Origin of the sequence: Actinotalea sp., assembly GCF_041597215.1 — a bacterium.
Taxonomy (GTDB): domain Bacteria; phylum Actinomycetota; class Actinomycetes; order Actinomycetales; family Cellulomonadaceae; genus Actinotalea.
On record NZ_JBFHHB010000028.1, the window covers coordinates 1 to 20,308 of the forward strand.

20 protein-coding genes are annotated in these 20,308 nt (G+C 71.8%); 17 read left to right on the forward strand and 3 right to left on the reverse strand.

The window, feature by feature from the left end; genetic code table 11:
• Positions 1–1,002, forward strand: a 1,002-nt coding sequence (locus ABWK99_RS03730; RefSeq protein WP_372593354.1) for a 2-hydroxyacid dehydrogenase, incomplete at its 5' end; no start/stop codon positions are given.
• Positions 1,003–1,075: 73 nt separating this feature from the next.
• Here ABWK99_RS03730 and ABWK99_RS03735 read toward each other — a convergent pair.
• Positions 1,076–1,723 (reverse strand): cysteine hydrolase family protein, encoded by a 648-nt coding sequence (locus ABWK99_RS03735; RefSeq protein WP_372593355.1) that lies wholly within the window; start codon positions 1,721–1,723, stop codon positions 1,076–1,078.
• Between the two features lie 55 nt (positions 1,724–1,778).
• The gene (locus ABWK99_RS03740) at positions 1,779–4,616 is read right to left on the reverse strand and encodes an FAD-binding and (Fe-S)-binding domain-containing protein (RefSeq protein ID WP_372593356.1); all 2,838 of its coding nucleotides are present in this window, start codon (positions 4,614–4,616) and stop codon (positions 1,779–1,781) included.
• Between the two features lie 110 nt (positions 4,617–4,726).
• Here ABWK99_RS03740 and ABWK99_RS03745 point away from each other — a divergent pair, with 110 nt between their 5' ends.
• The 16 genes from ABWK99_RS03745 (at position 4,727) to ABWK99_RS03820 (ending at position 19,150) form a co-directional block, all read left to right on the forward strand.
• Positions 4,727–5,428, forward strand: coding sequence for a GntR family transcriptional regulator (locus tag ABWK99_RS03745; RefSeq protein WP_372593357.1), 702 nt, complete (start codon positions 4,727–4,729; stop codon positions 5,426–5,428).
• A gap of 161 nt (positions 5,429–5,589) precedes the next feature.
• The gene (gene eat, locus ABWK99_RS03750) at positions 5,590–7,038 is read left to right on the forward strand and encodes an ethanolamine permease (protein WP_372593358.1); all 1,449 of its coding nucleotides are present in this window, start codon (positions 5,590–5,592) and stop codon (positions 7,036–7,038) included.
• 83 nt (positions 7,039–7,121) lie between these two features.
• On the forward strand, positions 7,122–7,412 hold the full coding sequence (locus tag ABWK99_RS03755) for a EutN/CcmL family microcompartment protein (RefSeq protein WP_372593359.1): 291 nt from the start codon (positions 7,122–7,124) through the stop codon (positions 7,410–7,412).
• Positions 7,413–7,420: 8 nt separating this feature from the next.
• Entirely contained in the window at positions 7,421–8,857 is a 1,437-nt protein-coding gene (locus ABWK99_RS03760) for an ethanolamine ammonia-lyase reactivating factor EutA (protein ID WP_372593360.1), read from the forward strand.
• A 30-nt stretch (positions 8,858–8,887) separates the two neighbouring features.
• Positions 8,888–10,255, forward strand: a complete 1,368-nt coding sequence (locus tag ABWK99_RS03765; RefSeq protein ID WP_372593361.1) for an ethanolamine ammonia-lyase subunit EutB — start codon at positions 8,888–8,890, stop codon at positions 10,253–10,255.
• A 10-nt stretch (positions 10,256–10,265) separates the two neighbouring features.
• On the forward strand, positions 10,266–11,291 hold the full coding sequence (gene eutC, locus ABWK99_RS03770; protein WP_372593362.1) for an ethanolamine ammonia-lyase subunit EutC: 1,026 nt from the start codon (positions 10,266–10,268) through the stop codon (positions 11,289–11,291).
• The gene (gene eutL, locus ABWK99_RS03775) at positions 11,291–11,947 is read left to right on the forward strand and encodes an ethanolamine utilization microcompartment protein EutL (protein ID WP_372593363.1); all 657 of its coding nucleotides are present in this window, start codon (positions 11,291–11,293) and stop codon (positions 11,945–11,947) included. Before eutC ends, eutL begins: the two co-directional genes overlap by 1 nt.
• A 2-nt stretch (positions 11,948–11,949) precedes the next feature.
• On the forward strand, positions 11,950–13,479 hold the full coding sequence (locus tag ABWK99_RS03780) for an aldehyde dehydrogenase family protein (RefSeq protein WP_372593364.1): 1,530 nt from the start codon (positions 11,950–11,952) through the stop codon (positions 13,477–13,479).
• A 134-nt stretch (positions 13,480–13,613) separates the two neighbouring features.
• Complete coding sequence (eutM, locus tag ABWK99_RS03785; RefSeq protein WP_372593365.1) at positions 13,614–13,910, forward strand: ethanolamine utilization microcompartment protein EutM; 297 nt, start codon at positions 13,614–13,616, stop codon at positions 13,908–13,910.
• A 25-nt stretch (positions 13,911–13,935) separates the two neighbouring features.
• A complete protein-coding gene (locus tag ABWK99_RS03790; protein ID WP_372593366.1) occupies positions 13,936–14,493 on the forward strand; it encodes a cupin domain-containing protein in 558 nt (185 codons plus the stop codon).
• Positions 14,490–15,356 (forward strand): ethanolamine utilization protein EutJ, encoded by an 867-nt coding sequence (gene eutJ, locus ABWK99_RS03795; RefSeq protein ID WP_372593367.1) that lies wholly within the window; start codon positions 14,490–14,492, stop codon positions 15,354–15,356. Before ABWK99_RS03790 ends, eutJ begins: the two co-directional genes overlap by 4 nt.
• Before the next feature lie 20 nt (positions 15,357–15,376).
• On the forward strand, positions 15,377–16,000 hold the full coding sequence (locus ABWK99_RS03800) for a hypothetical protein (protein WP_372593368.1): 624 nt from the start codon (positions 15,377–15,379) through the stop codon (positions 15,998–16,000).
• Entirely contained in the window at positions 15,987–16,313 is a 327-nt protein-coding gene (locus ABWK99_RS03805) for a hypothetical protein (protein ID WP_372593369.1), read from the forward strand. Before ABWK99_RS03800 ends, ABWK99_RS03805 begins: the two co-directional genes overlap by 14 nt.
• A gap of 221 nt (positions 16,314–16,534) precedes the next feature.
• Entirely contained in the window at positions 16,535–16,855 is a 321-nt protein-coding gene (locus ABWK99_RS03810) for a rhodanese-like domain-containing protein (RefSeq protein ID WP_372593370.1), read from the forward strand.
• 23 nt (positions 16,856–16,878) lie between these two features.
• A complete protein-coding gene (locus tag ABWK99_RS03815) occupies positions 16,879–18,261 on the forward strand; it encodes a rhodanese-like domain-containing protein (RefSeq protein WP_372593371.1) in 1,383 nt (460 codons plus the stop codon).
• A 55-nt stretch (positions 18,262–18,316) separates the two neighbouring features.
• Positions 18,317–19,150: a sulfite exporter TauE/SafE family protein gene (locus ABWK99_RS03820; RefSeq protein WP_372593372.1), complete on the forward strand. Its 834-nt coding sequence runs from the start codon at positions 18,317–18,319 to the stop codon at positions 19,148–19,150.
• 36 nt (positions 19,151–19,186) lie between these two features.
• Here the strand turns inward: ABWK99_RS03820 and ABWK99_RS03825 are convergent, their stop codons facing one another.
• Positions 19,187–20,206 (reverse strand): DMT family transporter, encoded by a 1,020-nt coding sequence (locus tag ABWK99_RS03825; RefSeq protein WP_372593373.1) that lies wholly within the window; start codon positions 20,204–20,206, stop codon positions 19,187–19,189.
• Positions 20,207–20,308 lie beyond the last annotated feature (102 nt).

Here is a 20,308-nt window from a genome sequence, read left to right on the forward strand (position 1 = left end):
CTCACGGCGGACTGCGCCAGCCCGGACGGATCGACGATCTTCGGTGACATCGGGCTCGGCCGGCTCACCGATGCGGGGCTGTCCTGGGAGGTCATGCCGCAGGTCGACGGTCCGATCATGCCGGCCGAGATCCTGGGTGACTACGACGCCGTCCTGTCCTTCGGGCATCTGCACGTCCCGCGCGAGGTGGCGGCGGCCTGCCCCAGGCTGCTGCACGTCGCCCGCTTCGGGGCGGGGTTCGACGGGATCGACATCACCGGTCTGGCCGCCGAAGGGGTCGTCGTCACCACCACGCCGCTCGCCGTGCGTCGTCCCCTCGCGCTCGCAGGGCTCACGATGCTCCTGGCCGTGAGCCACCGGCTCGTGGAGAACCACCGGGCGGCCGGCTCCGGTCGCTGGGCCGACCGAGGCCGCTACCGAGGGCCAGGTCTCGCGGGGCGGACCGTCGGCATCCTCGGGCTCGGTGGGGTCGGCAGCGACCTGGTCGGTCTCCTGGCCCCGCTCGGTGTCCGGGTCGTCGCGGCGGATCCGTTCGCGGACGAGCGAGGTGCCGCCGAACGGGGAGTCACCCTGCTCGACGCCCGACGGCTGGCGGAGGAGTCCGACTACGTCGTCGTCACGGCCGCGCTCACCCCCGAGTCGCACCACCTCGTGGGGGAGGCCTTCCTCGCGGCGATGAAGCCCACGGCCTACCTGGTGAACGTGGCTCGTGGCGGTCTCGTCGACCAGCGGGCCCTGACTCTCGCCCTGAGTCGAGGCGAGATCGCCGGGGCGGCCCTCGACGTGCTCGACCCCGAGCCCCCGGCGCCGGACGACCCGCTCCTCTCGATGGAGAACGTCCTGGTGACGCCGCACGCCCTGTGCTGGACGGAGGACTTCACCCGCGATGTCGCCTCCTCGGTGATGGAGGCGCTCGTCGACGTCGCCGACGGACGGTACCCGGCGCACCCCGTCGACCCGAGCGTGCTCGCCCACTGGCGGCGGGGAGCGCGTTCGGCATGACGGGGTGCGCGCGGGAGGCCGGCCCGCGCCGAGCAGCTGCTCCGCGCATCGAGTGGCGGGAGCGTGCGTGCGGTCAGTACCCCCGGGACGAGTCCGCGGTGACGCGCGCGCCCTCGAGGGTCGCGATGTACTCGTCGACGGTCGTCGGCTTGGAGAACATCGGGTAGTCGTACTGGATCGCGTTCTCGTGCTCGGCCTGCGAGGTCGCGCCCACGGCGTCGGTGAGGGTGATGACCTCGAAACCCTTCTCGTAGGCCGAGCGCATCGTCGACTCGACGCAGCAGTTCGTCAGGAAGCCCGCCAGGACGACCGTCGTGATCCCCTTGGACCGCAGGATGAAGTCGAGGTTGGTCGAGCCGAAGGCGTCGAGCCCGCGCTTGCCCTCGATGACGATGTCGTCACCGGTCGGTGCGACGTCGGCGACGATCTCGCAGCCCCAGGTCCCCTTGATGAACGAGGAGGTGTCGACGACGCCCTTGAGGATGCCGTAGGGGTGGGAGGTGATCTCGTAGTAGCCCTTCTGGAAGGCGATCGGGCTGTGGATCACCGTGACTCCCGCTGCTCGCGAGGCCTCGAGCGCGCGCCGGGCGTTGGCGAGCATCCCCGTGGACTCCATCACGCCCTGCACGGCGCCGTGCAGCGTCCCGCCCTCGCTGGTGAAGTCGTGCTGGAACTCGATCATGACGAGTGCTGTGGTCTCCGGGTTCATCGTGCTGCTCATCTCCCTGCTCCTTTGCTGGATATGTGCCAACCGTGCGACGGAGGGTTCGTGGGGCCTAGGCCGGCCCGGTGCTGGCCACCTGCTCGGCCAGGAGCTCGAGCACGTGCCGGTAGGGCGTACCGGTCGCCCGGGTCAGGCCGAGCTCGCAGGTCCGGTTGCAGGAGGCGTGCGCATCGGCGTCGATCGCGGAGGCCTCCGCTGCCTCACGGCGCGTCGCCGAGGCGGTGAGCTCGGGATGCAGCATCCCGCGGTCCCCCGCGAAGGCGCAGCAGCCCCAGTCGAGGGGGACGGTGACGTCCTCGGCAACGGCCTGCGCCACCCGGACCAGGTCCGGGTTCAGGCCCATCTGGGTCGACGAGCACGTGGGGTGCAGCGTCAGGGAGCCGAGCAGCTCGTGCTCGGGGAGGCGGGGCAGGACGTGCTCGGCGACGAAGGCCACCGCGTCGATCACCTCGACGTCGAGCCCAGGGTCGCTCTCGACCAGGTGCCGGAACCCCTCCGTGCACGACGAGGCGTCGGAGATCACCGGGAGGCGGCCGCCGTCGGTCGCCTCCCTGATCACCGGGAGCACCGCCGCGCGCATCGTCTCGAGGCCGGCCGTGATGCCCTTGGAGGACCACGGGGTCCCGCAGCACAGGGAGTCGATGCCCTCGGGCACCAGCAGCGTGATCCCCGCGGCGGAGCACAGCTCCTCGACGCTGCGCTGCACGCCGGGGCCCTGCGTCGGCCCGAACATCACGTTGACGCAGGCGGGGAGGTAGACGGCGACCGGCATCCCCTCGGGGGCCGCGCGACGCCGTCGCTCACCACCGCCCGGCAGCTCGGTCGACCACAGCGGGACGCTGTCGGTCCCCAGGACGGCGCGGGCTGCCGTGTTCACCCCGAGCAGCGCCGGCTCGAGAGGTCCGGGCAGCGCGTCGGTCACGTTCAGGGCGGAGCGCGCGACGGCAGTGGTCGCCGACCAGTGGCGCGCGGCGGTGCCCCAGACGGCAGCGGTCGCGGCCGGGACGCTCTGGCGGCGCAACCGCTTGACCAGCTGACCGGTGTCGATCTGGACGGGGCAGGCGGTGCTGCACATGCTGTCCACCGCGCAGGTCTCGACCCCGGCGTAGCGGTAGGCGCGCTCGAGGCTCGCGGCGGTGCGGCTGTCGCCTGCGAGCTCGGCCGCGCGGATGTCGCGGCGGACGACGATGCGTTGGCGCGGGGTCAGGGTGAGGTCTCGTGAGGGGCAGACCGGCTCGCAGTACCCGCACTCGACGCAGCGGTCGACCTCGGCCTCGACGGACGGCGCGAGCTTGATGTGCTGCAGGTGTGCCAGCGGGTCCTGGGTGAGGATCACGCCGGGGTTGAGCATCTCCCGCGGGTCGACCAAGCGCTTGATCTCGCGCATCACCTCGTACAGCTCGTCGCCGTACTGGCGCCGGACGAACGGTGCCATGACCCGGCCCGTGCCGTGCTCCGCCTTGAGCGAGCCCCCGTTGCCCAGCACGAGCTCGACCATCGCCTCGGTGAAGTCGGCGTAGCGGCCCAGCTGCTCGGGGGTCTCGAAGCGGTCCGTGAGCATGAAGTGGATGTTGCCGTCCTTCGCGTGGCCGAAGATCACCGAGTCCTCGTAGCCGTACCGGTCGAAGAGCTCGGCGAGCGACGCGCAGGTGTCGGCCAGGTTCGCCACGGGGACGACGACGTCCTCCAGGAGCGCCGTCGTGCCGCTGCGGCGCGCTCCGGCCACGGAGGTGTAGAGCCCCTTGCGGAGCTTCCAGAGCTCGGCGCGGACCGTCGGGTCCGTGCTGAGCGTGACGGGTGCCGGCCCCAGCGAGTCGAGGGTCGGCCGGGCAGCAGCCGTGATCGCCTCGAGCCCCTCGGCCGAGCCCGCCTGGTACTCGATCAGCAGGGCGGCCTGCCGGTCGACGTCGAGACCTCGCACGGCGGCCGGAGCTCCGGGGACGGACTGCCCGACGCGCAGCGAGGTGGCGTCCATCAGCTCGAGCGTCGCCGCGCCGGTCGCGACGAGGTCCGGCAGGGCGCGGTTGGCGGCGTAGAGGTCGTCGAAGACGAGAAGGGAGGTGCTCGCATGCGTGCGCAGCGGGACGGTCCCGAAGGTGACCGAGGCGAGGAAGGCGAGCGTTCCCTCGCTGCCGACGAGCAGGTGGGCGAGGATCTGCGCGGGGGTGTCGAAGTCCACGAGGGCGTTGATCCCGTAGCCCATGGTGTTCTTCATCGCGAACTGCCGAGTGATGGTGGCGAGAGAGGCGGGGTCCGCCAGGACCCGCTCGCGCAGGGCGAGCAGGCCCTCCACCAGCTCCGGCTCATGGGCGCGCAGGGCCGCGTCGGCATCCGGGGCGCCCGTGTCGACGACCGTCCCCGACGGAAGGACCGCCACCAGGGACTCCACGGTGCGGTAGCTGTTCTCGGCCGTCCCGCAGGCCATGCCCGAGGAGTTGTTCGCGACCACGCCGCCGATGGTGCACGCGGCCTCGCTCGCGGGGTCCGGGCCGAGCTTGCGTCCGTATCGCGCCAACCGGGCGTTGACCTGCCGCACGGTGACACCGGGCTGCGCCCTGACCCGCTCACCGTCGTCCAGCACCTCGATCGCGGTGAAGTGCCGGCGGACGTCCGCGAGGACGCCGGCCGTCCCGGACTGACCGGACAGGCTCGTCCCGCCGGAGCGGAAGGCGAGCGGCACCCCGGCGCTCGCCGTGGCGCGCAGCAGCCGGGCCACCTCCGCCGCGCTGCTCGGTGCGACGACGGCGCGTGGGAGGAGCAGGACGTGCGAGGCGTCGTGGGCCAGGGCGTGACGGGAGAGGTCGTCGGAGCGGACCTGGCCGGGATCGGCGACGCACGCGGCGAGGATCGCGTCGAGCTCGGCGGTCGAGCGGGGGGCGGTGCGGTCCATGGATCTCCTCGTCGGCTCGCGTTGATTGTCCGACAAGTAGACGCAAGGGACAAGAGTCCTGGCCGGACAACTTGTAGGCTGAGACGAGTCCGAGGTCGACGGAGGTGGTCATGGCGCGGGGCATCGTGACGACGAGCCTGGTGGACGCCCTCGTCGAGGACCTGCGCAACCAGGTGGTGACCGGCGCGCTCGCGCCCGGCACCCCGCTCACCGAGCTCGACGTGGCCACCCGGTACGAGGTGGCGCGAGCCAGCGCCCGGGCCGCGATCGAGCGACTCACCGGCGAGAAGGTGCTGGTCCGCAACAACCACAAGACTGCACGCGTGGTGCACCTGGGTCCGCAGGACGTGCGGGACATCTACCTCACCCGCACGTACCTCGAGTCGGAGGTGCTGCGCCGACTGGCCGCCGACCGTCGCGTGCCGGAGGCCGCGCGCGAGGCGAATGCGGAGATCGCGGAGATCTGGGCCGGGGGCTCCTGGGAGATCGTCGGCCCGGACATGCGCTTCCACACCAGCCTGATCGACGAGCTCGGCAGCGAGCGGACCAGCGCGATGTACCACTCGCTCGCCTTCGAGGTGAAGCTCTGCATGGCTCAGCTCCAGGGCCGGCAGGAGCTCAGCCCGGAGATCATCGTCGCCGAGCACGCCCGGATCCTCGACCTCATCGAGTCGGGTGACGCCGACGGTGCAGCGGCCATGCTGGACGAGCACCTGGCACGTGCCCGCGAGCGGCTTGCCGCGAGCCTCGGTGGGGAGGCAGGCCCGGAGGCGCACGTCCCGTCCTCGGCGCTCGCCGAACCGCGAGGCTGACCTCCTCCCCGCCGTCGCCCGGGTGCACGCCCGGCACCGTGTGCCGTGTGTCACTCGCAGGAGTCTTGCGGCCCGTGTTCTGGCAGGTCTAGCGTCCGAAAGTGGGGCAATGAGGCACCCACCCAGGACGACGGTGTCCGCGCCGTCAGAAGGAGCGCCCGATGGCCAAGCAGAGCCGCGCGCACCACGCCGGCGTCGAGTCGCAGATCGAGGGCAAGGACTACTTCGAGAAGAGGCAGCTCGAGAAGGGCGTCGCGGGATGGGTGCTTCTCGCGGGTCTCGGTGTCGCCTACGTCATCTCCGGCGACTTCGCCGGATGGAACTTCGGGCTCGGTGAGGGTGGCTGGGGCGGTCTGCTCATCGCGACCATCCTCATGGCGACGATGTACCTCTTCATGGTGTTCGGCCTCGCCGAGCTCTCCTCGACGATCTCCACGACCGGCGGCGGCTACGCCTTCGCCCGCCGGGCCATGGGGCCCTGGGGTGGCTTCCTCACCGGAACGGCGATCCTCATCGAGTACGCCATCGCGCCAGCCGCGATCGCCAACTTCATCGGTGCCTACGTCAACTCGCTCATCGGCCTCGACGGCTGGGTCGTCTACCTCTTCTTCTACGCGGTCTTCGTCGGCCTGCACCTGTGGGGCGTCGGTGAGGCCCTCAAGCTGATGTTCGCCATCACCGCCGTCGCGGTCGCAGCGCTCGTCGTCTTCGTGGTCGCGGCGATCCCGAAGTTCGACCCGTCGAACCTCAACAACATCCCCGTGGACACCACCGCCGTCGGCGCGAGCGCGTTCCTCCCGTTCGGCGTCCTCGGCATCTGGGCGGCGATCCCGTACGCCATCTGGTTCTTCCTCGCCGTGGAGGGCGTCCCGCTCGCCGCCGAGGAGTCGAAGAACCCCGCGAAGGACATGCCCCGCGGGATCATCGGCGCGATGCTCGCCCTCATCCTCTTCGCCGGGATGATCCTCGTGGTGGCCCCCGGAGCCGCAGGCTCGGACTTCCTCAAGGAGTCGGGCAACCCGCTCGTCGAGGCGCTCGAGGCGCCACTGGCCTACGGCGGCCGGACCGGGGTGTCGGCCTTCATCAACGTCGTCGGGCTGCTCGGCCTCATCGCGAGCTTCTTCTCGATCATCTACGCGTACTCGCGGCAGACCTTCGCGCTGTCCCGCGCCGGTTACCTCCCGCGCATCCTGTCCGTCACGGGCTCGCGCAAGACCCCGACCCTCGCCCTCATCGTGCCCGGGATCATCGGCTTCATCATGGCAGTGCTCAACCAGGGCGACCTGCTCATCCTCGTCGCCGTCTTCGGCGCGACGGTCTCCTACATCATGATGACGGCCTCGCACATCATCCTGCGGTTCAAGGAGCCCGACCTCGAGCGGCCGTACCGGACCCCCGGCGGCATCGTGACCACGGGGATCGCCCTCGTGCTCGCCGTCGCGGCCCTGGTCGCCGGGTTCCTCGTCGACACCCGCGTGCTGGTCATCTCGGCAGCGGTGTACGTCGTGGCGATCGCGTACTTCGGGCTGTACAGCAGGCACCACATCGTCGCGAGCGCCCCGGAGGAGGAGTTCGAGCTCATCGAGGCCGCGGAGTCCGAGCTGCACTGACGCGGCACGGACCCAGGCTCCCGAGAGCGGATGACCAGGCCCGCCGTCGCTCGGGCGGCGGCGGGCACACAACGGAGGTCGGCATGCGCATCGCCAGGGTCGTCGGTTCGGCGGTCTCGACCGTCAAGGATCCGAGCCTGATCGGGCACAAGCTCCTTCTGGTCCGTGAGGCGGACGAGAAGGACGAGCTCGTGGGTCCGGTCTTCGTCGCTGTCGACGTCGTGGGCGCCGGGACCGGTGAGCTCGTGATGGTGACCGAGGGGAGTGCCGCGAGGCAGTCGGGGACCACCTCGGGCCAGCCGGTCGACGCGGTGATCATGGGCATCCTCGACTCTCTCGAGGTCGACGGCACCGTGACGTTCCGCAAGAGCTGACGGACCCCATGCCCCTGGCCCAGCGCGAAGTCCTCAGCGTCGGCATCGACGTCGGGACCACGACCACCCAGGTCGTGTTCTCGCGCCTCGTGCTGCACGACGTCGCCCGGCCGGGCCAGGTGCCGCGGATCCAGGTCGACGAGAAGGACATCGTGCACCAGGGCGGGGTCCACCTCACGCCGCTCTCGGCGCCCGACGAGGTCGACGCCGAGGCGCTCGCCGCACTGGTCACCTCCGAGTTCCGCGCCGCGGGCATCGCGCCGGGGAGCATCGAGACCGGCGCGGTGATCATCACGGGGGAGACCGCCAGGACCAAGAACGCCGAGGCGATCCTCGCCGCGCTGTCGGCGGCGGCCGGCGACTTCGTGGTGACCATCGCCGGGCCGAACGCCGAGTCCCAGATCGCCGGCCGAGGGTCGGGTGCCGCTCGGTGGTCGACCGACCACTACGAGCAGGTCACGAGCATCGACATCGGCGGCGGGACGTCCAACGCGGCCGTGTTCTCCATGGGGCGCCACCTCGGCTCCTCGGCGATCGCCGTCGGTGGCCGCCAGGTGGAGGTGGATGCCACGGGCACCGTGCTGAAGATCGCGCCCCCTGGACGCTCGATCATCGAGGAGCTCGGCCTCGGGCTGAGGGTCGGGGCCCGGGCGACGATCGACCAGCTGCGCGCCTTCTGCGACGTGATGGCCGACATGGTGGTCGACCTGGCCACCGGCCGCGCCGTCACCGTGGGCCACGGCGTGCAGCTCACGCCCCCGCTGGCCGACACCGCGGCCTCGACGTCGGTGTTCCTCACCGGCGGGATCGCCGCCTGCTACTACGACCACGAGCCCGCCTCGACGCTGGCCGAGGTCGCGCGCTACGGGGACGTCGGGCCGCTCCTGGCGGACAGCCTGCACCGCAACGCCCGTCTCGCGGAGCTGACCGTGCGTCGTCCTCCCGAGACCTTGCGGGCCACGGTTCTCGGCGCCGCCGGGCAGACCGTCACCCTGAGCGGGTCGACCATCTGGGTCGACCGCGAGCTGCTCCCGCTGCGGAACCTGCCCGTGCTGCGCCCGGCGATGCCGGGCCGCGGCGGCGGACCGGCGTTCGCCGACGCGGTCCGGGACGCCCTGAGCCGGTGGGACCTCGACGAGCACGCCGAGTCGGCGATCGTCGTCGACCTCCCGGGCGAGCTGGGCTACCCGGCACTGCAGGCGGTCGCAGCGGAGATCGTCGCCTACCACGACTCCGGTGACCGGGAGCGTCCGCTGGTGCTCGTCCTGCAGCAGGACTACGCGCAGGTGCTCGGCCAGACGCTCCAGAGCACCCGGCCGGGTCTGCCGCTGATCGCGATCGACCAGGTGGGCCTCGGCGAGGGCGACTTCATCGACATCGGCCTGCCGGTCCTGGACGGTCGGGCCGTCCCGCTCTCGATCAAGACGTTGGTGTTCTATGACTGAGCCACGCATCCAGCGAGGGGGCGAGCACCCGTGCAGCTAGCTACCACGCTCTTCGGGCACCGGTACGAGTTCCGGGACATCAAGGAGCTCCTGGCCAAGGCCAACGAGGACAAGTCCGGCGACCACCTCGCCGGGATCGCCGCGCAGAGCTCGGCGGAGCGGGTCGCTGCCCGATTCGTGCTGGCCGAGGTCACGATGGAGACCTTGCGTGCCAACCCTGCGGTCCCGTACGAGGAGGACGAGGTCACCCGGGTCATCGACGACGGGGTCAACGAGGCGGTCTACGGCGAGATCAAGGGCATGGCCGTCGGGGAGCTGCGGGAGTGGCTGCTCGCCGACACCACGACCGGGGACATGATCCGTCGGCTGAGCAACGGTCTGACCTCCGAGATGGTCGCCGCCGTGACCAAGGTGATGTCGAACCTCGACCTCATGCTCGCGGCCAGCAAGATCCGGGTGGTCAAGCACGCCACGAACACCATCGGCCTGCCCGGCACCCTCGGCTCGCGACTGCAGCCGAACAACCAGACCGACTCCGTCGAGGGCATCCGGGCCGCGATCTACGAAGGGCTCAGCTTCGGCTCGGGCGACAGCGTGATCGGCATCAACCCCTCGGACGACTCGCTCGGCAGCGTCGCCCGCCTGCTCGAGATGACCTACGAGGTGATCCAGCGCTGGGAGATCCCGACCCAGAACTGCGTCCTGGCGCACGTCTCCACCCAGATGGAGGCGATGCGCAAGGGAGCCCCGGTCGGGCTGGTCTTCCAGAGCCTCGCCGGGTCCCAGAAGGGCAACGAGTCGTTCGGGATCGACGTGGCGATGCTCGACGAGGCCCACGCACTGGCCAAGCGGTACTCCGTGGCGACCGGGCCGAACTTCATGTACTTCGAGACGGGCCAGGGTGCCGAGCTCTCGGCCGACGCCCACCACGGCTCGGACCAGGTCGTCATGGAGGCGCGCTGCTACGGCCTGGCCAAGCGCTACGACCCGTTCCAGCTCAACACGGTCGTCGGGTTCATCGGCCCGGAGTACCTCTACGACGCGAAGCAGATCACCCGCGCGGGTCTCGAGGACCACTTCATGGGCAAGCTCACCGGGATCTCGATGGGCGCCGACGTCTGCTACACCAACCACGCGAGGTCGGACCAGAACGAGCTCGAGAACCTCGCCGTGCTTCTCGGGGCCGCCGGCGTCAACTACATCATGGGCATCCCGATGGGCGACGACTCGATGCTCAGCTACCAGAGCTCGAGCTTCCACGACGCCCCCAGCCTGCGTCAGCTCCTCAAGCTCCGGCCCCTTCCGGAGTTCGAGGAGTGGATGGAGAACCTCGGCCTCCTGCGGGACGGCCGACTGACCGAGAAGGCCGGCGACGCGTCCTTCTTCCTGAGCCGGTGAGGAGGACACGATGACTGTCACCGCTGCGGAGGTCCGCGAGGTCGTCTCGCAGGTCCTCAGCGAGCTGCGGCGCGAGCACGCGGCCCCCACGCAGGCCTCCCCGCCGGCCTCTCCGGCTGCCCCCGCGGCGCCCCCTCCGGTCTCCGCGTCGCCGTCGGCCCCGCCGTCGGCCCCGCCGTCGAGCGCCCCGTCGCCCGCCGTCGCTGCGACCCCCGTACCGAGCGCCCGGCCCGCGCGCACGGCAGCAGGCGACATCGACGTGCCGGACCCGACCGCCCCGGCGGAACGTCACCGGATCGGCGTCGTCGACCCGGCCAACCCCGCGGGACTGGCGAACCTCGCCTCGACCACGGCCGCACGGCTCGCGGTGGGGCGCGCGGGCCCCCGACCGCGCACCTCGACGGCCCTGCTCTTCTCTGCCGACCACGCGGTCACCCAGGACGCGATCTTCGGCGACGTCCCGCAGGCCATGCTCGACGAGCTCGGCATGTTCACCGTGCAGACCCGGGTGACCGACCAGGACGAGTTCCTGCTGCGGCCGGACCTCGGCCGGTCGCTGTCCGACGAGGCGCGCACGACGATCGCCGAACGCTGCGTCGCCAAGCCGCAGGTGCAGATCGTCGTGGGTGACGGGCTGTCGGCCGCAGCGGTCACCAACAACGTGCCGCAGATCTATCCGGTCATCGTCCAGGGGCTGACCGCGGCGGGCGTGAGCATCGGCACGCCGTTCTTCGTCCGGTACTGCCGGGTCGGCGTGATGAACGACATCAACGACCTCGTGCACGCCGACGTGGTGCTGCTCCTCATCGGGGAGCGTCCGGGGCTCGGCGTCGCGGACGCCCTCAGCGTCTACTCCGGCTACCAGCCGACCGCAGGCAAGACGGACGCGCACCGCGACGTGATCTGCATGATCACGCCGAACGGCGGCACCAACCCGCTCGAGGCCGGAGCGTTCGCCGTCGAGCACGTCAAGACCGTCCTGCAGCACCACGCCAGCGGCGTCGAGCTGCGCCTCATGCAGAGCGGGAGCCGATGATGGCCGTCCTCGACCCGATCCGACCGACGATCCTGGCGACCCGGGTGATCCCCAACGTGGACCGCACCCTCGCCGCCAAGCTCGGGCTGCGCGACGACCAGCGGAGCCTCGCCCTGGTGACCTGCGACATCGACGACTGCCTCTACGTCTCGCTGGACGAGGCGACGAAGATGGCCGACGTCGAGGTCGTCTACGCGCACAGCTTCTACGCCGGCTCGGCGCACGCCTCCGGCCCGCTGTCGGGGGAGATCATCGGGATGCTCGCGGCTCCCGACCCGGCCGAGGCCAGGGCGGGACTCGCCGCCTGCGTCGCATACGCGACGGAGAAGGCCTGGTTCGAGGCGGCCGACGAGGCCGGTGACCTGGCCTTCTTCGCCCACCCGATCGCCAGGGTCGGCACCTACCTGAGCACGGAGGGCGGGGTCCCGGTCGGCACCTCGATGGCCTACCTCATCGCGCCGCCGCTCGAGGCGACCGTCGCCCTGGACGCCGCGCTCAAGGTGGCCGAGGTGGACGTCGCCGTCTGGTTCGCGCCGCCGTCCGAGACCAACTTCTCCGGCGGCTACCTCGTCGGTGAGCAGAGCGCCTGCGTCGCGGCGGCCGCCGCGTTCCGGGCAGCCGTGCTCGAGATCGCTGCCCAGCCGAGGGAGGTGTGACGATGGCCGAGGAGTACGACGCCGACCTGCGCTCCGTCCAGGAGGCACGACGTCTCGCGGTCGCCTGCCGGACGGCCCAGCGCGCGTTCGCCGGCGCCTCGCAGTCCGAGGTGGACCGGATCTGCAAGGCCATGGTGGACGCGGTCATGGGCGAGTCCGCCCGCCTGGCCCAGATGGCCCATGAGGAGAGCGGCTACGGGGTCGCCGCGCACAAGAAGATCAAGATCGAGTTCGCCGCGCGGACCGTCTGGGAGTCGATCAAGGACATCCGCACGGTCGGCGTGCTGCGGCGGGACGAGCAGCGGCGGATCGTCGAGATCGGCTGGCCGGTCGGGGTGATCGTCGGGCTGTGCCCCTCGACCAACCCGAACTCCACCGCCATCTACAAGGTCCTCATCTCCGTCAAGGCCCGGAACGGCTGCATCATCGCCCCCCACCCCGCTGCCAAGCGCGCGACCTACGAGGCCGTGCGGCTGATGGCGGAGGCAGGCGAGCGGGCCGGGATGCCGCGCGGACTGGTCGCGTGCATGCAGGAGGTCAGCGTCCAGGGCACCACCGAGCTGATGAAGCACTACGCGACGTCGATGATCCTGGCCACCGGCGGGACCCCGATGGTCCGGGCGGCGCACAGCACCGGCAAGCCCGCGCTCGGGGTGGGGCCGGGCAACGTGCCCGCCTACGTCGACCGATCGGCCGATATCGCGCATGCCGCCGAGTGCCTGGTCAACTCCAAGTCCTTCGACTGCTCGACGATCTGCGCCTCGGAGCAGTCGGTCGTCGCCGACGCGCCGATCGCCGCCGCGCTGAAGGCGGAGATGCAGCGACTGGGCGCCTACTGGGTCGACGACGCGGCCAAGGCTGCTCTGGAGCGGGCCCTGTTCCTGCCCGGCGGGGCGATGAACCCGAAGGCCGTCGGCAAGACCCCCCAGCAGCTGGCAGCGCTCGCGGGGATCAGCGTCCCGGCCTCGGCGCGCATCCTCGTGGCGTCCCTGGCCGCGGTCGGCCGGGAGGAGCCCCTCTCGGCGGAGAAGCTCACCACCGTCCTGGGCTGGTACGTCGAGGACGGCTGGAAGGCGGGCTGCGACCGCGCCATCGAGCTGTTGAAGTACGGCGGGGACGGCCACTCGCTCGTCATCCACGCGACCGACGAGGACGTCATCCTCGAGTTCGGTCTGCAGAAGCCGGCCTTCCGGATCATCGTGAACTCCTGGGGCACGCTCGGCGCCATCGGTGCCACGACCGGCGTGATGCCGGCGATGACCCTGGCGCCCGGCGGGATCGGCGGCGCGGTCGTCAGCGACAACATCACGGTGACCCACCTGCTCAACATCAAGAGGCTGGCCTACCCGGTCGCCGAGCCGCCGCGCGAGGCCTACCAGCACGCCCCGGACGTCCAGGGTGCGCCACGGCACGTCGACGAGCCCGGCCGAGGCGGCGCGGCGACCGAGCGGTTCCCCGTCACGGCAGGGCCCGACGGCGAGGTCGACCGGATCGTCGCCAGGGTCATCGCCCAGCTCGGCGGTGCGAGATGAGCGCCGCACGGTCGTCCCGCCCGCCACCGGGCGACGGCGCACCGGCGCCACCGACGGCACGAGACGGACCCGCAGCACCCGACCGGCAGGCAGCACGAACCCAGCGGCAGACCAACAGTGAGAGGACCACTCCAATGGCAAATCCCCAGATGATCGCCCTCGGCATGATCGAGACGCGCGGCCTGGTCGGTGCGATCGAGGCGGCGGACGCGATGGTCAAGGCGGCCAACGTCACGCTGATCGGCAAGGAGCAGATCGGTGGCGGCTACGTCACCGTGATGGTCCGTGGCGACGTCGGTGCGGTCAAGGCCGCGACGGACGCCGGTGCCGCCGCCGCGCAGCGGGTCGGCGACCTCGTCTCGGTCCACGTGATCCCGCGGCCGCACGGCGACGTCGAGTTCATCCTGCCCGCACAGAACCCGACCTCCTGACCGCTGACGTCCGTCCGCTGACACCGTGAGCCGCCGGGTCCTGACCGCCGACGACGTGCTCCGCCACGCCCGCACGGGTGCGACGGAGCTCGTCGTCGCGCCAGGCGACCTGCTCACCCCGCTCGCCCGTGACGTCGCGGGGGAGAAGGGGCTGCGGGTGGTCGTCCGTGCGCCGGACGACGAGGCCCCGCGGCAGGCCGGGGGGAGCGGGGCGCAGGGGCGGCCGCGACTGCTGCACGTGGCAGGAGTCGACCGGATGGACCTCGAGCCCTTCCCCGCCGAGATCCACCGGCCGCAGATGGACGTCCGGCTGCTCGACGTGGTGACCGCCGAGCACGGGATGCCGATGGCGGCCGGCGTGATGAGCCTGCGGGAGGGCACCTTCCCGTGGACCTTGGACTACGACGAGGTGGAGTACGTCATCGAGGGAGAGCTGCACATCCGCACCGACGACCAGCTGGTCGTCGGCCGTCCGGGTGATGTGATCGCGGTGCCGAAGGGCTCGCGCATCACCTTCGGGACGCCGTCCTGGGCGCGGTTCCTCTACGTGACCTACCCCGCGGACTGGTCGGGTGGCGCATGAGCATCGTCGCAGCAGGGCTGAGCGAGACGATGGGAGCCTTCGCCCGGTCCCTTCGCTCCGGTCCGTTGACCGAGCCGCCGACGGCCCTGCGTGCCGGGGTCGACCTCGGCACCGCGTACACGGTGCTCGTCGTGCTCGACGAGCACGACAGGCCCCTCGCCGCGGCCTACGAGTTCGCGGACGTGGTCCGTGACGGGGTGGTGACCGACTTCGTCGGTGCGGTGGACGTGCTCGACCGGCTGCGCCGGGACGTCGAGGGTCGGCTCGGCGTGGCGATCCCCGCCGCGCACGGTGCCTACCCGCCAGGTGTCCCGCTCAGCGAGGTGCGGGCCGTGGCCAACGTCATCGAGGCCGTCGGGATCGAGTGCAGCGGCCTGGTGGACGAGCCCAGCGCCGCCAACGAGGTGCTGGGCCTGCGCGACGGAGTCGTCGTCGACATCGGCGGCGGGACCACCGGGGTCGCGGTCGTCGCCGACGGCGTGGTGGTGCACACCGCTGACGAGGCGACGGGTGGCACCCACTTCACTCTCGTCATCGCCGGGGCGCTCGGGATCTCGTTCGACGAGGCCGAGGCGCTCAAGAAGGACCCGGCCCAGCAGCAGCGGCTCTTCCCGCTGGTCCGGCCGGTGATGGAGAAGGTCGCGTCGATCGTCCGGACGAGCACGCGCGGCTGGCCCGTCCCGACGGTCCACCTGGTCGGGGGGACGGCATCGTTCCCCGGGTTCGCCGAGGTCGTCTCCGAGTCGGCGGGCCTGGACGCCGTCGTCCCGGTCGACCCGTTGTTCGTCACCCCGCTCGGCATCGCGCGCAGTGCGCCCGTGGTGCCGACCGCAGCGGGGTACCGCTACCAGGGGCGACCCTGATGATCAAGGAGATGTGACCTGTGGCCGATGACTTCGAGCTCCGCGCCTACTGCTACCTCGACCGGATGCAGCCGCAGTACGCCTCGTTCGTCGGGACGGTGACCCAGGGCGACCTCCCGGTCGAGGGGATGGCGGCGCTGTACGTCGAGATGGCACCCGGCAACCACGTCTTCCGCGTCGTCGACGTCGCGGTCAAGGCGACCCAGGCGCGTCCTGGCGCACAGATCGTCGAGCGGCAGTTCGGCATGTTCGAGCTGCACTCGGAGTCCCAGGCCGAGGTGCTGCAGGCGGGTGACGCGGTGCTGCGCGAGCTCGACCTGGTGCCGGCCGACCGCAAGCGCCCGCAGATCGCCTCGATGCAGGTGATCACCAACGTCAGCCCGTACCAGTCGCAGCTCCTCAACCGGTTCACGCGCGGCATGATGCTCGTCGCCGGGCAGACGATGCTCGTCCTCGAGTGCACGCCTGCTGCCTACATCAACCTGGCGGCCAACGAGGCGGAGAAGGCGGCGCCGGTCAACCTCATGCACGTGGCCTCCGTCGGCGTCTTCGGCCGGTTGTGGATGGCAGGGACCGAGTCCGACATCCTCGCCGCGCGCGACGCGGCCGTGGCAGCACTGGAGGGCATCGATGGACGCGACTGATCGTCGGTTCGAACGTCGCCGGTTCCTCACCAGGCACGACGTCGAGGACGCCCATGCGGCCGGTCGCCCGATCCGCCTGAGCGGCCGGGACTCGCTGACGCACGAGGCGGCCCAACGGGCGCGCGAGCTGTCCGTGCCCGTCGAACGCTCGGACGGCCCGGCTCTCCCGACGCCGGCGAGCGCTCCGCAGGTCCTCTCCGCGAGCCGGGACGACCTGCGGGCAGCGGTCCGTGCGGCCGTCGTCGCCGAGCTCGGCTCGGAGCCGCCGAACCTCGACGCCGTCATCGACAAGGTGCTGCGTTCCCGGACCTGACGGGTCTGATCGACGGGCGACCGCGCGCGAGCGCCGGGTCGCCCCCTCGTGCCCGGAGCGGGTCGAGATCGCTGCGCTCGGGTCGCAGGGCCATAGGTCCGTGGTGGCGCCGTCGGGCGTGGGTGGACGGTGGGAGGGCCGGGGGAATGCCGGCCGGGCGCGGTCTGTTGTAGCCTGGCGAGAGATACCCCCGGGGGTATCCGAACCAGAGGGGATCTTCCATGCTCGAGATCGACCAGCAGGGCTTTGCAGCCGCCTACGCGGAGGGGGCCCGGGTGATCGATGTCCGTGAGCCCCACGAGTACGTCACCGGCCATGTTCCCGGGGCGCAGCTCATCCCGCTCCGCTCCGTCGCCTCGAGCGTCGGCCAGATCGAGGGCAGCGGGACCGTCTACGTCATCTGCGCGACCGGCAACCGCAGCAAGACCGCCGCGCGGACCCTGATCGACGCCGGCCTGGTCGCCCTCTCGGTCCAGGGCGGAACCGCCGGCTGGATCGCGGCCGGCCATCCGGTCGTCCAGGGCCCGAACGCGCTGGCCTGAGCCGCCCGAGACCCGGAGGAACCATGCCCGTCACGATCCTGACCCTCGAGACCCCGTCCCTCGGCGACCGCAGCTACCTGGCGCACGACGGCGAGGTCGCCGTCGTCGTCGACCCGCAGCGGGACATCGACCGCCTGCTCGACCTGGCGCGGGACGCCGGGGTCCGCATCACCCACGTCTTCGAGACGCACATCCACAACGACTACGTGACCGGCGGGCTCGCGCTCGCCGAGGCCACGGGCGCCGCCTACTACGTCAACGCGGACGACCCCGTCCGCTTCGCCCGCACCGGGATCCGTGACGGCGACGAGGTCATGGTCAGCCCGACGATGACCGTCCGGGCCGTGAGCACCCCCGGCCACACCTTCACGCACCTGGCCTACGTGCTCGAGGACGCCGAGGGTGGCACCCCGCTCGTCTTCTCCGGCGGGTCGCTGCTGTACGGCTCCACGGGGCGCCCCGACCTGCTCGGTCATGACCATGCGGACGAGCTCGCGCACCACCAGTACGCCTCCGCGCACAAGCTGGCGGACACCCTGCCCGACGCGACGGCTGTCCTGCCCACCCACGGTTTCGGCAGCTTCTGCTCGGCGACGGCCACCACGGCCGGGGCGAGCGGGTCGACGATCGGCGCCGAGCGGATCGCCAACCCGGCGCTGACCCGTGAGGAGGAGGACTACGTCGCGGAGATCCTCGCGGGGCTCGACGCCTACCCCGCCTACTACGCGCACATGGGCCCGGCCAACGCGGCGGGCCCGGCCGCCCCGGACCTGAGCCCTCCCACGACGGCCGACGCGGCAGAGCTGCGACGTCGGCTCGAGGCGGGGGAGTGGCTCGTCGACCTGCGGACCCGGACCGCCTTTGCGGCCGGGTACGTGCGCGGTTCGTACAACCTCGGCCTGGACGGCCAGTTCGCGACCTACCTCGGCTGGCTGATCCCGTGGGGCACGCCGGTGACCCTCCTCGGGGAGACGCCGGAGCAGGTCGCCGAGGCGCAGCGGGAACTGGTCCGCATCGGGATCGACCGCCCGGCGGCAGCGGCGACCGGGCGACCGGAGGACTGGACCGATGAGCCCCTGGCCCGCATCGAGCGCGCCACGTTCGCTGACCTCGCCCAGGTCCGGCACCACCGGCCCGTCGTCGTGCTCGACGTGCGCAGGGACGGGGAGACCGCGGCCGGGCGCATCGTCGACGCGGTGCGGATCCCGCTCCACCAGCTGCTGACCCGCGTCGACGAGGTACCGCCCGGCGAGGTCTGGGTGCACTGTGCCGCGGGGTACCGGGCCTCCTTCGCGGCCTCGCTCCTGGCCGCGCACGGCCGGCACGTCGTGCACGTGGACGACAGCTTCGACGCCAACGCCCGCACCGCGGGGCTCGAGCTCGTCGAGGCGGGCACCGGGGCATGACGCGGACGACGGGCGGACGGCTGCGCGGTCGGCTACTGCCGCCGCGGTGGGCCGGGTGAACCCCGACCTGGCTGTCGTTCTCGCCGTCCCCCTCGGTCTGGTCATCGGCCTCGCCGTCGGGATGCTCGGTGGTGGCGGGTCGATCATCGCGGTCCCGCTCCTGGTATACGGGTTCGGTCAGGACGTCGTGGCCGCGACCACGGGCTCGCTTGTCGTCGTCGGATGGACCGCCATGGCCGGGTCGATCGGCCATCACCGCGCCGGGCGGGTGCGGTGGGTCGACGGGCTCGTCTTCGGTCTGCTCGGGGCGGGCGGCGCCTACCTCGGTTCGAGGGCCTCGGTCGCCGTCCCCCAGGCGGTGCTCCTTGCCGCCTTCGCCGTGCTGCTCGTCGTGGTCGCCGTGCTGATGACTCGGCGTCGCCGTGCCCAGGCGCGGGCGGCGGACGCCGGCAGCGGCGCCCAGGGCGGCGTGCGACCAGGGGTCGAGCAGGCAGCGGCCGCTCGGCGGACCGGGCGGCATCGCCTGCTCGTCGTCACGACGGCCACCGGCGTCGGCCTGCTCACCGGGTTCTTCGGGGTCGGCGGAGGGTTCGCCGTCGTGCCCGCGCTCGTCCTGGCCCTGGGCATGGGGATGACGACGGCGGTCGGCACCTCCCTCGTGGTCATCACGGTCAACACCGTGGTCGCGCTGCTCTCGCGTCTCTCGCAGCCCGTCGATCTCGACCCCGTGTTCCTCCTCGTGTTCGGCGCCTCCGCCGTGATCGGGAGCCTGCTCGGCGTGCGGACCGCCGGCCGCGTCGCTCCGGCGCGGCTGAGCCTCGCCTTCACGGTGCTGCTGCTGGTCATCGCCGTGTTCACCGGCGTCAGGAGCGTGACGGAGCTGCTGTGACGACCGCAGGCGCCGACGGACGCTCCAGCCGGCAGATCAGTGCACGTGCCGGTGGTGCAGGTCCGGCACATGCGGATGTGCGTGCACCAGCCGGTCGTGGACGTGCGGGTGCTGGTGCCGTCCGACGAAGCCGTCGGCGTGCTCGTGCGCGTGGTGCGGGTCCGGGTGCTCGTGCTCGTGGTCGTGCTCGACGGGATCGTGCTCGTGCTCGTGCTCGTGGTCCGAACGGGAGACGAGGGCCACGCCGATCCCGGCGAGCGTGAGAGCTGCGATCGCGCCGAGCGTGACCTCCTCGCGGAAGACGGTCCAGGCGACGACGGCGCCGAGGAACGGCGCGGTGGCGAAGACGACCTGCGCCCTGGCCGCGCCGAGGTCACGGGCCCCGGCGACCCACAGCGTGATCGAGACCCCGTAACCCAGTGCGCCGATGAGCAACGCTCCGCCGATGATCGACGGCGAGGGCAGGGGTGCGAGGCTCAGCCCGACGAGGGTGTTCGCGCCGCCCGCCACGAGACCCTTGGCCAGCGTGATGTGCGCCGGGGCGAGCTCGTCGAGCTCGGCGGTCACGCTGTTGTCCACGGCCCAGCACAGGCAGGCGGCCGCGATGAGCACGGCGCCGAGCCTCAGGTCGGTGGTGGCACCCGGTCCGGTGAGCAGCAGGCTCGCGGTGGCGACGAGCCCGGCTCCGAGCGCGACGCGGAGCCCGATGTGCTCGTGGAAGAAGGCGGCGGCGAGGACGACGGTGAAGGCCAGCTCCAGGTTGAGCAGCAGGGACGCGCTCGCGGCGCTCGTGTGCTGGAGACCGGACGCGAGGAGGACCGGGCCGACCGCGCCGCCGAGGACAACGGCCGTGCTCAGCCGACCGGCCCCTCGCCGCAGGGCTGCGGGATCGGGTCGATGCCGCAGGCCGGTGGGCAGGACGGCGAGGGCCGCCCCGAGGTAGAGCAGGCCCGCCAGCGTGAACGCGTTGGTCTCGCGAGCCAGCTGGGCCGCGAACGGGGTCGAGGCGCCGAAGAGCAGCGCGGCGAGGCCGGCCCGGAGGACGCCCCTACGCATCGGGCGCCCGCCCGTGCCCCGGCGCCTCGGCGGCGACGGGCACGTCATTGGCGGCATCAGGCATGGGCCGAGCGTAGGTGCTGCGGGGCTGTCCACCGCCCC